The organism is Streptomyces sp. GESEQ-35 (assembly GCF_017948485.1).
Classification (GTDB): Bacteria; Actinomycetota; Actinomycetes; order Streptomycetales; family Streptomycetaceae; genus Streptomyces.
On the sequence record NZ_JAFFSX010000005.1, the window covers coordinates 64,656 to 78,430 of the forward strand.

A 13,775-nucleotide genomic window follows, 5' to 3' on the forward strand; every position below is an offset into this window, starting at 1 on the left:
CCCCGGGTCGGTCAGGGCGTCGGCTGCCGGTCGGGCACGCGGCGCCATTTCTCCTGCACCAAGACCTCGTGCAGTCGCCAGCCGTCGTACGTCCGCAGCAGCGAGAAGGCGTATCGGCCGCCGCAGAGGAAGTCCGGGGCGGCCGAGCCGCCGTCGTCGCCGGCGAACCGCATCGGATTCACGTAGTCGGCCTGTACACGGGCCGTGTCGCCGGTGTCCTGCTCCCGGATCCCGAACCGCACCCGGCGGTTGACGATCAGATGCTGCCGCATGGGGAACAGTTGCATACTCTCCGCGAGCCAGGCGGCGATTTTCCCGGCGTCCCCCTCGATTCCGCCGGCCGAACGGTAGTCCGCCCGGCCGTCCGCCGTGAACAATTCCCGGTACGCCTCCCAGTTGCCGTCGTCCACGGCCACCGCATAGTCGGTGATCACTTCGTCGACTGCCATCCGGTCCATCACGGTGGCTAGCTCCACACGCTGCGTCATCGGCTCAGTTTTGGGCATGTGACGGGCCGAGCCAAGGGGTACGCGGCGATATTCGAGCGCCGTTCACCCTGCTCGTTCCGGCAGACGTCCCCGTATCTGCGATTCTGGGGCGATCTTCACGCCGTATGCCAGCCAGGAGGTACCGATGAGCCGCCCCGTCACCGTGGTCACCGGCGGTAGCCGGGGCATCGGCGCCGCGACCTGTCTGCGGCTCGCGGCGGAGGGGCACGACGTCGTGGTGGGGTACGCGCGGGACGCCGAGGCCGCCGAGACGGTCGCCGACGGGGTGCGGAAGACCGGCGGTCGGTCGGCGACGGTGCGGGCGGACACATCGGTCGAGGTGGATGTGGCGCGGCTCTTCGAGGCGGCGGAGGAGCAACTCGGGCCGGTGACGGGGCTGGTGAACAACGCCGGGGTGACCGGTCCGCTGGGGCGGCTCGCGGACACGGACCCCGCGGACCTGCGCCGGGTCGTCGACGTCAACCTGCTGGGCACGCTGCTGTGTTCGCGGCGTGCGGCACAGCTGATGGCGGCGCGGCGCAGTGGCGTGATCGTGAACATCTCCTCGGCCGCCGCGACCCTCGGCAGCCCCGGCGACTATGTCCACTATGCGGCGACCAAGGCGGCTGTCGACGCGCTGACCCTGGGCCTGGCCAAGGAACTCGGCCCGGACGGCATCCGCGTCAACGCCGTCGCCCCCGGCATCATCGACACCGGGATGCACGCGGCCATGGGCGACCCGGACCGGGCCCGGCGGGCGGCCGCCACGATCCCGCTGCGGCGTCCGGGGCAGGCCGAGGAGATCGCCGCGGCGGTGGCGTGGCTGATGTCCCCGGACGCGTCCTACGCGACGGGGGCGGTGCTACGGGTGTCGGGCGGGCGCTGACCCACGGGCTCGCGGAACGGCGTCGTGCCACTGGGCGAACGCTCAGGCCGCTTCGATGACATCACCGCGGATCGCGGCCGCCCATTCGACCACCAACAGCTCGTACTCCACACGCTCCTGGGCCGACAGTGAGCCGCCCGCGCGCATCCACAGCGCGCGGATCTGCTCGTTCACCTCGGCAGCAGACCGCATGGAACCAGAGGCCACGGAATCGGGGAACATGCGGACAAGCCTAGGGGCAAGCACTGACAGTGCGCTACCGGACCGCTACTCATTCCGTATGTGGTTGGTCACGGGTGCCGGCGGCAACTGTGTGAGGCAAGTCCCGCAACGCTAGGAGGGGTTGGGGTCCGTCGTGTGCGGGTCGAGTGAGCCCTGCCGCTCGGCCCACACCCGCGACCAGTCCAGGAGCGGGCCCATCGCGGTGACGAGATCCGTGCCGAGTGGGGTGAGGTGCCAGGTGGACTCGGGGGTGGGGGTGGCGAGACCCGCCTCGCGCAGGTCGGTCAGGCGGGTGGACAGCACGCTGGAGGACATGCCGTCGCAGCGGCGCTGTAGGTCGCGGAAGCCGATCGGTCCGCCGTGCTGGTGGAGTTCCCAGATCACCCGCAGGATCCAGCGTCTGCCCAGCAGGTCCAGCGCGGCCATGACCGGGCGGCCGGTGGTGGATCCGCGCACCGGGCGTCCGGGGACGGGGGTCTCTCCCACGTCGCGTCCTCTCCGCAGTCGCCGTTCTCGCTTCCCACTCTTGCGCTTCGATTTCAGAAGCGCAACAGTGGGGTGTATGAAGCAGCGCATCGAAGGTGTCGTACCGCCCTACGCCCCCGAGACGGACCGCTCCCTGCGCCGCTGGATGCCGCCGGGCGTCACTCAGGAGCCCTTGATGCTCTTCAAGGTCCTGGAGCGGCATCCGGAACTCGCCTCCCGTATGCGGGCGTTGGGTTCCGGACTCCTTGCCCACGGCAGGCTGAGCGACGCCGACCGCGAAATCGTGATCGCCCGTGTCTGCGCCCGGTGCGGTTGTGCGTACGAGTGGGGCGTCCACATGGCGTCGTACGCCGAGACGGCCGGTCTCACTCCGCGGCAGGTCGCCCGGACCGCGACCGGCACCCCGGACGACCCGGCCTGGTCCCCCCGTCAGACGGCACTGCTCCGCGCCGTCGACGAACTCCACGCCGGCTCGCGGCTGGGCGATGCCACATGGGAGGGGCTGCGGAAACACCTCGGCGAGGCCGAGGCGCTGGAGTTCCTCGTCCTCGCCGGGTGGTACCGCACGATCGCCTACGTGGCCAACGGGCTGGACATCGAGCCGGAGCCCTGGGCGCTCGCCCTGCCGACGGGGTAGGTCAGCCCGCCGACTCCGCCGCGTGCGGGCTCAGGACGCCCATCGTCACCAGCACGACGATCAGTATGCCGAGCGCTATGCGATACCAGACGAACGGCATGAAGCTCTTGGTCGAGATGAACTTCATGAACCAGGAAATGACGACATACCCGCAGACGAACGCGATCACCGTCGCGAAGATCGTCGGCCCCCAGGAGACATGGTCGTTCTCCATCGCGTCCTTGAGCTCGAAGAGGCCGGAGGCGAGTACGGCGGGGATGGCGAGGAGGAACGAGTAGCGGGCCGCGGCCTCACGCTGGTAGCCCATGAAGAGGCCGCCGCTGATCGTCGCGCCGGAGCGGGAGACGCCGGGGATGAGGGCCGCGGCCTGGCAGACGCCGTATATCAGGCCGTCCTTCACGTTCAGGTCCGTGAGCTGCTTGCGCTGCTTGGCCGCGCGGTGCCGGCCGCCGCTCTCGTCGCGAGCCGCCAGCCGGTCGGCGACGCCGATGACGATGCCGATCACGATCAGCATGGTCGCCGTGATCCGCAGATCGCGGAACGGCCCCTCGATCTGGTCCTTGAGCGTCACGCCGAGCACACCGATCGGGATCGAGCCGACGATCACCAGCCAGCCCATCTGCGCGTCGTGGTCCTTGCGCAGGGCCTTGTTGGTGAGCGACCGCGACCACGCCGAGATGATCCGCCCGATGTCCTTGCGGAAGTAGATCAGCACCGCGGCCTCCGTGCCGATCTGGGTGATCGCCGTGAAGGCCGCGCCCGGGTCCTCCCAGCCCGAGAAGGCCGCCGTCAGCCGCAGATGCGCGCTGGAAGAGACGGGCAGAAACTCGGTCAGCCCCTGGACGAGCCCGAGGATGAGGGATTCAAACCAAGACATGAAGTTTCGGGGTCCAAGTGCTGATCGGGCCGGAGTGACGGGTACGCCGAGCCGCGGGTGTGGTGATCGCAGGTGTCGAGGGGCAGCGTAGCGTCCCGGGATGACAGGCCTGGCACAGGGGTTTCGAAGCCGGGCACTCACCCCGGGTTCCCGGTGTTGACCTGCGGCGGGGGCGGCGCTTACGTTGCAGCGGTCGAGAAAGCGCTTGCTGGCTCCCTGGGGAGCCCTGCTCGTTCCCCGGAGGAGTGCTGATCACGTCCATGTCCGCAGCCGAGACGGGCCCGTCGCGGCCGGTCGCGCCCCGCGGCGGAGCCGCAAATCGACCCAGCCCCGCGCCCCTTCAGGGCGCTGCCGAACCGCAGCCGACATCACCGGGCCCGCTTGGTCACCACTCCGCCGGTCCGCACTCCGCCCCGCTCGACGGCCGCCGTATCAAGGTCGCCGTCGTCGGCACCGGTGCGATCGCACGTGACTCGCATCTCCCCGCGCTGGCCCGGCTCGCCGAGGAGGGGGAGGTCGAGGTCGTCGCCGCCGTCGACATCGACGCCGCTTCGGTGGAGACCTTCTGCGCGGAGAGCGGCATTCCGCACGCCTGCACCGACCTGGAGCTGATGCTCCGGGAGCATCGGCCCGACCTCGTCACCATCTGCACTCCGCCCACGCTCCACCGCGACCAGACCATTGCCGCGCTGCGGGCCGGTGCCTGGGTGTGGTGCGAGAAGCCGCCCGTGCCGACGCCGGCCGACTTCGACGCGGTCGAGGCTGCGGAGGGCGAGAACGGCGGGCCGTATGCCGCCATCGTCTTCCAGCACCGCTTCGGCTCGGGCTCCAGGCACGTACGACGGCTGCTCGCCGAACAGGCCATGGGGCGCCCGCTGGTCGCGCACTGCCAGACCACCTGGTACCGCGACACCGCCTATTACGCCGCGCCCTGGCGCGGCCGCTGGCAGACCGAGGGCGGTGGCCCGGCCATGGGCCACGGGATCCACCAGATGGATCTGCTGCTCGATCTGCTCGGCCCGTGGAGCGAGGTCCGGGCGATGGCCGGCCGGCTGGTGCACGACGTGGAGACGGAGGACGTCTCCACCGCCCTGGTCCGCTTCGAGAACGGTGCGCTGGCGACCGTCGTCAACAGCGTCCTGTCGCCCGACGAGGTCAGCCGCATCCGCATCGACTGCGCCCGCGCCACCGTCGAGCTCACCCACCTCTACGGCCACCGCAATGCCGACTGGCGCATCACTCCGGCGCCCGGCGTGCCCGCCGAACTGGCCGCGGACTGGCAGGACTTCGGTCAGGACGTGCCCAGTTCGCATCTCGCGCAGCTGCGCGAGCTGGTCGCGAGCATGCGGGCCGGGGAGCGACCGCGCAGCAGCGGCGCGGACGGGCGGACGAGCCTGGAACTGATCGCCGCGCTCTACAAGTCGGCCTTCACGGACACGACGGTGAAGGCGGGCGAGATCGGCCCGGGTGACCCGTTCTACGTGGCGATGCACGGGGGCGTGGCAGGCTGGGCGCCCGCGGAGGTGTCCGCGTGACCAGGCTGCGCATCACACACACCCACGGTGACCACATCACCGTGACCGAGCCGGGCACCGGTGTGGAGCTCCTCGCCTACGTCTACCGGCCGGAGGCCGCCTGGGAGGCGCCGAGGCCGTACGTCCATCCGATCCGGACCCTCGCGGGCGACGTCGTCACCGACTACCGGCCCAACGACCACCGCTGGCACAAGGGCCTGTCGCTCACGGCCTCGCATCTGTCCGGGGCGAATCTGTGGGGCGGCAACACCTATGTGCACGGACAGGGATATCTCGAACTCCCCGATCGCGTCGGATCGATGGCGCACGTCGGCTTCGACGAGATCTCCTCGGACGGGGACCGCGCCGTCATCGCCGAGCGGCTGACCTGGCACCCGTACGGCGGCGAGCTGTGGGCCCAGGAGGAGCGCCGGATCGAGGTGCACGACGTCGATCCGGGGGCCGGTTCCTGGGCGCTGACCTGGACGACCGCCGTCACCAACCGGCGCGACGAGCCGCTGCGGTTCGGCAGTCCGACCACCGCGGGGCGTGAGATGGCCGGCTACACGGGCCTGTTCTGGCGCGGCCCTCGTGCCTTCCGGGACGGGCGGATCATCGGGCCGGACGCCGAGGGCCCGGAGCTGATGGGCACCCAGGCGCCCTGGCTCGCCCTCTCCGGCGAGCACGACGGCTCCGACGGCCACGCGACCCTCGTCTTCGCGCACGCCCCCGAGAACGACCACCTCGGTGCCCAAGAGGCCCATCCCGCCCACTGGTTCGTCCGCAATGAGCCCTTCGCCGGCGTCGCCCCCTCATGGGCCTTCTTCGAAGAACTGGAGCTCGCTCCCGGCGACACGCTCACCCGCCGCTACCGGGTCGTCGTGGCCGACGGAGCCTGGGAGCGGGCGGAGGTCGCCAAGTACCTGGAGGCGCACCCCTGGTGAAGACAGCGGCGTTGAAGGCTTACGCCGCTGTCGGTCCCGACACCGTCCAGCCCGGTGCCTGCGGATGGGCCGTGAGGTCCTCGTGGCGCACTGGGTCGCCGCAGGCGGAGCAGGTGACGACGGGGACCAGTTCGTTGCCGCAGCCGTGCTCGATCACCATGGGGCGATCGTCGTCCTTACGGAGATGGCGGTCGCCCCATGCCATGAGGGTCACCAGGACCGGCTCCAGTTCGAGCCCCGCCTGTGTGGGCCGGTACTCGAAGCGCTGCGGGCGCTCGCTGTAGGCGCGCTTCGTGAGGAGCCCCGCGTCCACGAGGCGGCGCAGCCGGGTGGCCAGGATGTCGCGCGGGGCGCCGATGTTGCGCACGAGCTGGTCGAAACGGCCGTTGCCGAGGCACACCTCCCGCAGGACGAGCAGGGAGTACTTCTCACCGACGAGCGCCAGGGAGTCGGCGATGGAGCAGGGGCGGGCGTCTTTCGTGGCGGCCATGACGCCAGTCTAGGGGAGGGTTTGATTTCCCAACCCACAGGGCTATTGTGAGTTTGAATTTCCTACTGACCGGTAGTCGTGCAGTTGTCCAGTCGCGGAGGCCCGCACCATGCGTGACGCAGTCATCGTCGAAGCCGTACGCACCCCGATAGGCAAGGGCAAGCCGACCGGCTCCCTCGCGCACATCCACCCCGTCGAGCTCCTCGCCCACACCCTGCGCACCCTCGTCGCCCGCTCCGGCGTCGACCCGGCGCTGATCGACGACGTGATCGGCGGCACCGTCGACCAGGTCGGCGAGCAGGCCATGAACACCACCCGGTACGCCGCTCTGTCGGCCGGCTTCCCGGAGACCGTCCCGGCGACCACCGTGGACCGCCAGTGCGGCTCCTCCCAGCAGGCCGTGCACTTCGCGGCCCAGGGCGTCATCTCGGGCGCGTACGACCTCGTCGTCGCCTGCGGCGTCGAGTCGATGAGCCGGGTGCCGATGTGGTCGAACGTCCCGCCCGGCAAGGACCCCTTCGGCCCCGGCGTCGCCGAGCGCTACCCCGAAGGACTCGTCCCGCAGGGCATCAGTGCCGAGCTGATCGCCGCCAAGTGGTCGATCACCCGCGAGCAGATGGACTCCTTCGCGGTCGCCTCGCACCGCAAGGCCGCCGCGGCCTGGGACGCCGGGCTGTTCGACGCCGAGGTCGCGCCCCTGGACGACATCACTCGCGACGAGTGCGTACGGCCGTCCAGCACCCCGGAGATCCTGGCCGGCCTCAAGCCCGCCTACCACGACCCGGCGTTCTCCGAGCGCTTCCCGCAGATCGAGTGGAACGTCACCGCGGGCAACGCCAGTCCCGTCAACGACGGCGCCTCGGCCGTGCTCATCACCTCGAGCGAGACCGCCGCCCGCCTGGGCCTGTGCCCGCTGGCCCGGCTGCACAGCTTCGCCGTCACCGGCTCCGACCCGATCCTCATGCTCACCGGCGTGATCCCGGCGACCGAGAAGGTGCTGCGCCGGGCGAACCTGTCCCTCGACGACATCGACCTGTTCGAGGTCAACGAGGCGTTCTCCAGCGTGGTGCTGGCCTGGCAGCAGGAGACCGGCGCCGACCTCGCCAAGGTCAATGTGCACGGCGGTGCGATCGCCATCGGTCACCCGCTCGGCGCGAGCGGAACCCGCCTGACGACGACGCTGGTGCATGCGATGCGGGAGCGCGGCGCCCGCTACGCCCTACAGACGATGTGCGAGGCGGGCGGGCTCGCCAACGCGATGGTCATCGAGTCGGTCTGATCCGCCCGGCTCAGCGGCGGCGCAGGTGGTGGCGCTTGCGCCAGGCCAGCACCGCACCGGCGAGAGCCGGCAGCGCGATGGCCGCCACCGCGATCAGGAACACCGGAGACGTCGGCGCCCCGGCCCGGGCGCCGGCGACGACGTACGCGGCGACGTTGGGGATCGAACCGAGCGCAGTGGCCAGCAGGAACGGGAAGTAGCCCATGCGGGAGACGGAAGCGGCGTAGTTCGCGGCCCAGAACGGCACTCCCGGGAACAGCCGCACCGCCAGCATCGAACGGAAACCGTGCTTGCTGAACTGGTTGTCCGCCGCCTTGAGCAACCGGCCGCGCAGCAGCGGGCGCAGGGCGTCCTGGCCGAGCATCCGGCCGAGCGCGAAGGAGATCCCGGCCCCGAGCACGGTGCCGGCCATCGCGGCACCCATTCCCAGCGCGGAGCCGAAGAGCGCGCCGGCCGCGAGGTTCAGCAGCGGCCGCGGCACGAACGCCACGGTGACCAGTCCGTACGCCACGGTGAAGACCACCAGCGCCGTGGGACCGCCGACCTGTGGCGGCCAGCCCTGCGCCATGAGCTTCTGGGGCTCGAAGAGCAGCACCGACGCCCCGCCCGCCGCAAGCAGTGCGAGGAGCAGGGACAGCCGTGACCACGGCGACACCAGGGCTCTCGTGCAACGCGTGGCGAAGCCCGTCGGAGTGGGTGCGGCGGCGGTGAGCTCCGTGGCGGCGGCCGCGGGAGGGGCCGTGGTTGCGGTGCCCCCAGAGCGGGTGGTGGCATCGAGCATTCGGCGACACTAACCGACGCAGGTGTGTGATCGCCGTATGGTTCGTCTCATGAGCGTCACAGGAGGGGGAACAAAGAACGTACCCCGCAGTGACATTGCCGACACCGTCATCGCGCGGCTCACCGTCACCTACGCCGCCGCGGCGGACCCGGAGCGTGCCGTGGCCATGCGGGCGTACATGAAGGACGTGGCTCCCTTCCTCGGCCTCACGACGCCGGCCCGACGCACCCTGTCCCGCGCCGTCCTGGAGGGCGTACCCCGCCCCGGCGAGGCGGACTGCACCGCGATCGCCCTGCGCTGCTGGCAGCTGCCCGAGCGCGAGTACCACTACTTCGCCGTCGACTATCTGCGCCGCCATGTGGGCCGCTGCTCCTCGGGCTTCCTGCCGGTGGCCCGGCACCTGGTGAGCACCGTCCCCTGGTGGGACACCGTCGACGCACTCGCCTCCCACGTAGTGGGAGGACTGGTCGCCGCCGACCCGAAGCTGAAGACCGAGATGGACGCCTGGATCGTCGACGACGACCTGTGGATCGCCCGCACGGCCCTGCTCCACCAGCTGCGTTACAAGGAACGCACGGACGGCCGACGTCTCTTCGCCTACTGCCTGGAGCAGTCGGGCCACCCGGACTTCTTCATCCGCAAGGCGATCGGCTGGTGCCTGCGCGAGTACGCCAAGACCGACCCGGACGCCGTACGCGCCTTCGTCGCGCGCGAACAAGGCCGGTTCGCGCCGCTGTCGGTGCGGGAGGCGCTGAAGAACATCGGAGCGTGAACTCCGATGCCCCGATAAATCGTTCGACGTCGGGCAAAGCGTCGGCAATGATCGGAGCCATGTTCCGGTACGCCTTCGTCGTTGCAGCATCCGCAGTCGCGGATGCTCCGAAGGCTGCCGTCGCGATCTTCCTGGCCGCTGCCGACGGCGCCCGAAGCTGACCCTCTCCGGATCGTCCGGCGGACCCCGCAGGGGGAGGGTCGGCAAGTCCATGGGGTCCCCGCTCTCCACAAAGAGACTTCGAGGTACCGCCATGTCGAAAACGGCATACGTCCGCACGAAACCGCACCTGAACATCGGCACCATGGGCCACGTCGACCACGGCAAGACCACTCTGACCGCCGCCATCACCAAGGTCCTCGCCGAGCGCGGGGCCGCGTCCTTCGTTCCGTTCGACCGGATCGACCGGGCGCCGGAGGAGGCCGCGCGCGGCATCACCATCAACATCGCGCACGTCGAGTACGAGACCGACACCCGGCATTACGCGCACGTGGACATGCCGGGCCACGCCGACTACGTCAAGAACATGGTCACCGGGGCCGCGCAGCTCGACGGGGCGATCCTCGTCGTCTCCGCGCTCGACGGGATCATGCCGCAGACCTCCGAACACGTGCTGCTCGCCCGGCAGGTGGGCGTGGACCACATCGTCGTCGCCCTCAACAAGGCTGACGCCGGAGACGAGGAGCTCATCGACCTGGTCGAGTTGGAGGTCCGCGACCTGCTCACCGCGCACGGCTACGGGGGCGACGCCGTACCGGTCGTACGGGTCTCCGGGCTCAAGGCGCTGGAGGGGGACCCCCGTTGGGCGGCGTCGATCGAGGCGCTGCTCGACGCGGTGGACACGTATGTGCCCACGCCCGAGCGGTACTTGGACGCGCCGTTCCTGCTGTCCGTCGAGAACGTGCTCACGATCACCGGCCGGGGGACGGTGGTGACGGGCGCGGTCGAGCGCGGCACGGTCCGCGTGGGCGACCGTGTCGAAGTGCTCGGCGCCTCCGTCGACACCGTGGTCACCGGCCTGGAGACCTTCGGCAAGCCGATGGAGGAGGCGCAGGCCGGGGACAGCGTGGCGCTGCTGCTGCGTGGGGTTGCCCGCGATGTGGTCCGACGCGGGCACGTCGTGGCCGCGCCCGGCAGTGTGGTGCCCAGTCGTCGGTTTTCGGCGCAGGTCTATGTGTTGTCGGCGCGTGAGGGTGGGCGTACGACGCTCGTCTCGACCGGGTATCGGCCGCAGTTCTACATCCGGACCGCGGATGTGGTGGGTGACGTCGACCTCGGTGAGGTGGGGGTCGCCCGGCCCGGGGAGACGGTCACGATGACTGTCGAGTTGGGGCGCGAGGTTCCTCTGGAGCCCGGGCTGGGATTCGCCATCCGTGAGGGCGGGCGGACCGTCGGGGCGGGGACCGTGACTGCCGTCGTGTGAGGGGGTGCTGTGAGTGGGGGACTGCGGGCCGTATGTGGCTGGTCGCGCAGTTCCCCGCGCCCCTGACGGGGCGCTCAGCCCGGGCACAATGGCATGGTGAACGACGAGCCCGTACCCGTCACCCGCCCCGTCGACCACGGCACAGCCAAGCTCATGCCCGACATCGATCGGAAGCGGGCCTGGCTGCTGACGGTCGACGGGGCGCCGCAGTCGTATGTCGACCTGGACGATCCGGTGCATCTGGAGTTCGAGTACGCGCGGCGGCTCGGGCACGTGCTCGACATCGTCGGGGAAGCAGGGCGTCCGCTGGATGTCCTGCACCTCGGTGGGGGAGCGCTCACCCTGCCCCGGTATGTGGCCGCGACCCGGCCCGGCTCCCGGCAGGACGTGGTGGAGGCCGACCGTGGGCTGCTGGAGCTGGTCGGCAAACACCTTCCGCTCCCGGACGGGGCCGGTATCGCCCTGCACGCGGCGGACGCACGCGCCTGGCTGGGGGCGGCGCCCGGCGACTCGGCCGACGTCATCGTCGCGGACGTGTTCGGCGGCTCCCGTGTCCCGGCGCACCTGACGTCGGTCGCCTACGCCGGGGAGGCCGACCGGGTGCTACGGGCCGGCGGCGTCTACCTCGCCAACCTCGCCGACGCCGCGCCCTTCGCCTTCCTGCGTTCCCAGCTCGCCACCTTCGCCACGGTGTTCGAGGACCTGGCGCTGATCGCCGAACCGGCGGTCCTGCGCGGCCGGCGGTTCGGCAACGCGGTGCTCGTCGCCGCGCACCACCCCGTCGACGTCGGCGCGCTGGCCCGGCTCACCGCGTCCGACGCCTTCCCGGCCCGCGTCGAACACGGGCCCGCCCTGCGGCACTTCACCGGCGGCGCGCGTCCGGTCCGGGACGAGAACGCCGTCCCGTCCCCCGAGCCCCCCGACGGCGCGTTCGGCATCGGAGGGTAGAGAGGATCTTCACGGCGGTGGTCTTGCTGGCGCCGTTCGGCCTGATCGGGTAACTGGCCGCCCCTGGCGTGGCCGTAGGCCGCAAACCGCGCTAGGTCGTCTGCGGATTCCCCGGAACCCGACGCGACCGGTTGAGCCCCCGCGGCCACCGGTCGGCCGGACGGCCGCCTGACCCCGTAATTCCGGTGGGTGCCGGGCGCCGTGGTGGTGTCACTCGCAGTAGATCTGCATCTTGGAGTCGGGGTCGTCGAGGTCGATGGTGACGTCGTCGAGCTGGTCGATGAGCTCCTCCAGGTGCTGTGGCTTGAGCTCGCCGAGATCGATCGGCACCCCTTGCTTGTTCAGCTGCGCGTTGACCTTGGTGACCGCCTGCGGAGGGATCAGGCTGGTGAGCCGGACCCCGGCGCGCAGCAGCTGTAGCGGGACCCGGATGTTGATCCGGCTCGACCCGTCACCGGAGTCGTCCTCCATCACCACGCGCAGGTACTTGGGCCGGGCCTTCGGGCGGGACGCCGCACCCGGTGGCGCCTCGGGCTGTTGTCGTTCGAGGGCCTCGATCAGCCGCTCGGCCTCGTCCGCGGTGACCTTGCCCTCGGCCAGCATCTCCAGGATCTGGCGGCGCTGCTCGTTCATCGGTACTCCTTGCTCTCTGGCTCATCTGATGCTGACCAGGAAGGCCGTTCGGCCCTCCTCGATCTCGAAACGGGTGCCGGGCAGCGCCCACAGCAGTCGGCCGACGCCGCGCAGCGCACCCGCCGGGCTCACCTCGGTGATGAGGCAGGCGACCACTCCGCCCACCACGGCGAGCAGCAGCAGCGGCGAGAGCACCAGCAGCACGGGCAGGACGGGGACGTACAGCCGCCGTCGGCGTCCGTCGGAACGGCGATAGCGCACCGTCACCAGCTGCGGGATCACCGAGACTTCTCCAGCTCGGCCAGCGCCTCCTCGGCACTGATCTCCCCCCGCCGCAGGCGGTCGACGACGTCCGCGCCGCTGGGCGCCGGGTCGGTGTCGACGAACTCGAGCTGCTCGGCGATCCGGTTCAGCCGGGACTTGACCGTCGGGTAGCTCACCCCGAAGGTCCGCTCCATCTCCTTGATCGACCCGTGCGACCGTACGAACGCGGCGACGAACACCTGGTCGTCGACGCTGAGCTGAGCCAGCTGCGGCGGCTCGAACTGCCCCTCGATCGCGACACCGCTGCCAGCGAGGCGGACCCGCTCGACCACGAACGGCTGTCCACGCGTCAGGTCAGTCAGTTCCTGCCAGTCCACCCTCGACTCCCTTGCTGTGGCTACGTACCTGCCATTCATTTGTACATTGATTTTTTTAAGCATGCAACGCAAAAATCTTAATTTTCTCAATCCGATCACCGGCGGGTGTGGTCGCTACGACGACATCGGCAACGCATAGATCTGGCCAGGCCTGGCTACTCGTGGGTAACATGCCGGTCATGAGCGCAGACCAGATGTCGATCGGCGAACTGCTCGCCGCCACGGTGCCGATGGTTCGCACCCTGAACCTGGAGTACCTGGAGACCACTCCGGAGAAGGCCGTGCTGGCCCTCCCGGACCAGAGCGAGTACCGCAATCACGTCGGCGGTCCGCACGCCGGGGCGATGTTCACCCTCGGAGAGTCGGCCAGCGGCGCGATCGTTCTGGCCGCCTTCGGGGACCAGCTCTCACGGGCCGTGCCACTCCCGGTCACTGCCGAGATCGCCTTCAAGAAGATCGCCCTGGGCCCGGTCACGGCCACCGCCACCCTCGGCCGCCCCGTCGCCGACGTCGTCGCCGAACTCGACGAGGGCAAGCGCCCGGAGTTCCCGGTGACCGTCGCCATCCAGCGTGAGGACGGCGCCGTCACCGGAGAGATGACCGTGGTGTGGACACTCCGGCCCAATGGCTGAGCACCTGCCGTGAAGACGAAGGCCCCGGGGCGTACCCCGGGGCCTTTCTACGGCAACGGGTGTGCCCCGGGCCTTCGTACGGCAACATGAGCGCCCCGGGCCGTCGTACGGCAGCGGGAGGG

Annotated in this window: 19 protein-coding genes; 10 read left to right on the forward strand and 9 right to left on the reverse strand. The window is 70.4% G+C overall.

Going from position 1 to position 13,775, the window contains the following annotated elements:
* Positions 1-11: 11 nt before the first annotated feature.
* Positions 12-488 carry a nuclear transport factor 2 family protein gene (locus KCH87_RS11835; protein ID WP_210585963.1) on the reverse strand — a complete coding sequence of 159 codons (477 nt, stop codon included), beginning with the start codon at positions 486-488 and terminating at the stop codon, positions 12-14.
* A 145-nt stretch (positions 489-633) separates the two neighbouring features.
* On the opposite strand from KCH87_RS11835, the gene KCH87_RS11840 reads away from it, so the two are divergent.
* Positions 634-1,374: an SDR family NAD(P)-dependent oxidoreductase gene (locus KCH87_RS11840; protein WP_210585964.1), complete on the forward strand. Its 741-nt coding sequence runs from the start codon at positions 634-636 to the stop codon at positions 1,372-1,374.
* 42 nt (positions 1,375-1,416) lie between these two features.
* On the opposite strand, the gene KCH87_RS11845 is transcribed toward KCH87_RS11840, so the two are convergent.
* Positions 1,417-1,596 (reverse strand): hypothetical protein, encoded by a 180-nt coding sequence (locus tag KCH87_RS11845; RefSeq protein ID WP_210585965.1) that lies wholly within the window; start codon positions 1,594-1,596, stop codon positions 1,417-1,419.
* A gap of 111 nt (positions 1,597-1,707) precedes the next feature.
* A complete protein-coding gene (locus tag KCH87_RS11850; RefSeq protein WP_210586302.1) occupies positions 1,708-2,022 on the reverse strand; it encodes a helix-turn-helix domain-containing protein in 315 nt (104 codons plus the stop codon).
* 136 nt (positions 2,023-2,158) lie between these two features.
* Here KCH87_RS11850 and KCH87_RS11855 point away from each other — a divergent pair, with 136 nt between their 5' ends.
* The gene (locus KCH87_RS11855; RefSeq protein ID WP_210585966.1) at positions 2,159-2,719 is read left to right on the forward strand and encodes a carboxymuconolactone decarboxylase family protein; all 561 of its coding nucleotides are present in this window, start codon (positions 2,159-2,161) and stop codon (positions 2,717-2,719) included.
* Position 2,720: 1 nt separating this feature from the next.
* Here KCH87_RS11855 and KCH87_RS11860 read toward each other — a convergent pair whose 3' ends face one another.
* On the reverse strand, positions 2,721-3,596 hold the full coding sequence (locus tag KCH87_RS11860) for an undecaprenyl-diphosphate phosphatase (RefSeq protein ID WP_210585967.1): 876 nt from the start codon (positions 3,594-3,596) through the stop codon (positions 2,721-2,723).
* 260 nt (positions 3,597-3,856) lie between these two features.
* On the opposite strand from KCH87_RS11860, the gene KCH87_RS11865 reads away from it, so the two are divergent.
* Both KCH87_RS11865 and KCH87_RS11870 read left to right on the forward strand, forming a co-directional pair.
* Positions 3,857-5,131 carry a Gfo/Idh/MocA family protein gene (locus tag KCH87_RS11865; RefSeq protein ID WP_210585968.1) on the forward strand — a complete coding sequence of 425 codons (1,275 nt, stop codon included), beginning with the start codon at positions 3,857-3,859 and terminating at the stop codon, positions 5,129-5,131.
* Positions 5,128-6,054, forward strand: a complete 927-nt coding sequence (locus KCH87_RS11870) for a PmoA family protein (RefSeq protein ID WP_210585969.1) — start codon at positions 5,128-5,130, stop codon at positions 6,052-6,054. Before KCH87_RS11865 ends, KCH87_RS11870 begins: the two co-directional genes overlap by 4 nt.
* 19 nt (positions 6,055-6,073) lie before the next feature.
* On the opposite strand, the gene KCH87_RS11875 is transcribed toward KCH87_RS11870, so the two are convergent.
* Entirely contained in the window at positions 6,074-6,544 is a 471-nt protein-coding gene (locus KCH87_RS11875; RefSeq protein WP_210585970.1) for a helix-turn-helix domain-containing protein, read from the reverse strand.
* 109 nt (positions 6,545-6,653) lie between these two features.
* On the opposite strand from KCH87_RS11875, the gene KCH87_RS11880 reads away from it, so the two are divergent.
* Positions 6,654-7,823 carry a thiolase family protein gene (locus KCH87_RS11880; protein ID WP_210585971.1) on the forward strand — a complete coding sequence of 390 codons (1,170 nt, stop codon included), beginning with the start codon at positions 6,654-6,656 and terminating at the stop codon, positions 7,821-7,823.
* A gap of 10 nt (positions 7,824-7,833) precedes the next feature.
* Here KCH87_RS11880 and KCH87_RS11885 read toward each other — a convergent pair whose 3' ends face one another.
* On the reverse strand, positions 7,834-8,604 hold the full coding sequence (locus KCH87_RS11885; RefSeq protein ID WP_210585972.1) for a TVP38/TMEM64 family protein: 771 nt from the start codon (positions 8,602-8,604) through the stop codon (positions 7,834-7,836).
* Between the two features lie 49 nt (positions 8,605-8,653).
* Here KCH87_RS11885 and KCH87_RS11890 point away from each other — a divergent pair, with 49 nt between their 5' ends.
* The 4 genes from KCH87_RS11890 (at position 8,654) to KCH87_RS11905 (ending at position 11,747) form a co-directional block, all read left to right on the forward strand.
* Complete coding sequence (locus tag KCH87_RS11890; protein WP_210585973.1) at positions 8,654-9,376, forward strand: DNA alkylation repair protein; 723 nt, start codon at positions 8,654-8,656, stop codon at positions 9,374-9,376.
* Positions 9,373-9,537 carry a hypothetical protein gene (locus KCH87_RS11895; protein WP_210586327.1) on the forward strand — a complete coding sequence of 55 codons (165 nt, stop codon included), beginning with the start codon at positions 9,373-9,375 and terminating at the stop codon, positions 9,535-9,537. Before KCH87_RS11890 ends, KCH87_RS11895 begins: the two co-directional genes overlap by 4 nt.
* A gap of 92 nt (positions 9,538-9,629) precedes the next feature.
* Positions 9,630-10,799: an elongation factor Tu gene (gene tuf / locus KCH87_RS11900; protein ID WP_210585974.1), complete on the forward strand. Its 1,170-nt coding sequence runs from the start codon at positions 9,630-9,632 to the stop codon at positions 10,797-10,799.
* Between the two features lie 93 nt (positions 10,800-10,892).
* Complete coding sequence (locus KCH87_RS11905; RefSeq protein WP_210585975.1) at positions 10,893-11,747, forward strand: spermidine synthase; 855 nt, start codon at positions 10,893-10,895, stop codon at positions 11,745-11,747.
* A 210-nt stretch (positions 11,748-11,957) separates the two neighbouring features.
* Here KCH87_RS11905 and KCH87_RS11910 read toward each other — a convergent pair whose 3' ends face one another.
* From KCH87_RS11910 to KCH87_RS11920, 3 genes are read right to left on the reverse strand one after another with little or no spacing between them, the layout of a single operon-like run.
* Positions 11,958-12,380 carry a hypothetical protein gene (locus tag KCH87_RS11910; RefSeq protein ID WP_210585976.1) on the reverse strand — a complete coding sequence of 141 codons (423 nt, stop codon included), beginning with the start codon at positions 12,378-12,380 and terminating at the stop codon, positions 11,958-11,960.
* Between the two features lie 21 nt (positions 12,381-12,401).
* On the reverse strand, positions 12,402-12,662 hold the full coding sequence (locus KCH87_RS11915) for a hypothetical protein (protein ID WP_210585977.1): 261 nt from the start codon (positions 12,660-12,662) through the stop codon (positions 12,402-12,404).
* Entirely contained in the window at positions 12,659-13,021 is a 363-nt protein-coding gene (locus KCH87_RS11920; RefSeq protein WP_210585978.1) for a DUF2089 domain-containing protein, read from the reverse strand. Before KCH87_RS11920 ends, KCH87_RS11915 begins: the two co-directional genes overlap by 4 nt.
* A gap of 194 nt (positions 13,022-13,215) precedes the next feature.
* Between KCH87_RS11920 and KCH87_RS11925 the strand changes: the two genes are divergently transcribed.
* Positions 13,216-13,653, forward strand: a complete 438-nt coding sequence (locus tag KCH87_RS11925) for a DUF4442 domain-containing protein (RefSeq protein WP_210586303.1) — start codon at positions 13,216-13,218, stop codon at positions 13,651-13,653.
* Positions 13,654-13,775 lie beyond the last annotated feature (122 nt).

Bases quoted from the DNA above. Each gene is read 5' to 3' on its own strand.
- KCH87_RS11890 (WP_210585973.1), top strand. From the start codon at position 8,654: ATGAGCGTCACAGGAGGGGGAACAAAGAACGTACCCCGCAGTGACATT.
- KCH87_RS11880 (WP_210585971.1), top strand. From the start codon at position 6,654: ATGCGTGACGCAGTCATCGTCGAAGCCGTACGCACCCCGATAGGCAAG.
- KCH87_RS11850 (WP_210586302.1), bottom strand. From the start codon at position 2,022: ATGGCCGCGCTGGACCTGCTGGGCAGACGCTGGATCCTGCGGGTGATC.
- KCH87_RS11855 (WP_210585966.1), top strand. From the start codon at position 2,159: ATGAAGCAGCGCATCGAAGGTGTCGTACCGCCCTACGCCCCCGAGACG.
- KCH87_RS11860 (WP_210585967.1), bottom strand. From the start codon at position 3,596: ATGTCTTGGTTTGAATCCCTCATCCTCGGGCTCGTCCAGGGGCTGACC.
- KCH87_RS11835 (WP_210585963.1), bottom strand. From the start codon at position 488: ATGACGCAGCGTGTGGAGCTAGCCACCGTGATGGACCGGATGGCAGTC.
- KCH87_RS11845 (WP_210585965.1), bottom strand. From the start codon at position 1,596: ATGTTCCCCGATTCCGTGGCCTCTGGTTCCATGCGGTCTGCTGCCGAG.
- KCH87_RS11840 (WP_210585964.1), top strand. From the start codon at position 634: ATGAGCCGCCCCGTCACCGTGGTCACCGGCGGTAGCCGGGGCATCGGC.
- KCH87_RS11925 (WP_210586303.1), top strand. From the start codon at position 13,216: ATGTCGATCGGCGAACTGCTCGCCGCCACGGTGCCGATGGTTCGCACC.
- KCH87_RS11885 (WP_210585972.1), bottom strand. From the start codon at position 8,604: ATGCTCGATGCCACCACCCGCTCTGGGGGCACCGCAACCACGGCCCCT.
- KCH87_RS11875 (WP_210585970.1), bottom strand. From the start codon at position 6,544: ATGGCCGCCACGAAAGACGCCCGCCCCTGCTCCATCGCCGACTCCCTG.
- tuf (WP_210585974.1), top strand. From the start codon at position 9,630: ATGTCGAAAACGGCATACGTCCGCACGAAACCGCACCTGAACATCGGC.
- KCH87_RS11910 (WP_210585976.1), bottom strand. From the start codon at position 12,380: ATGAACGAGCAGCGCCGCCAGATCCTGGAGATGCTGGCCGAGGGCAAG.
- KCH87_RS11865 (WP_210585968.1), top strand. From the start codon at position 3,857: ATGTCCGCAGCCGAGACGGGCCCGTCGCGGCCGGTCGCGCCCCGCGGC.
- KCH87_RS11905 (WP_210585975.1), top strand. From the start codon at position 10,893: ATGGTGAACGACGAGCCCGTACCCGTCACCCGCCCCGTCGACCACGGC.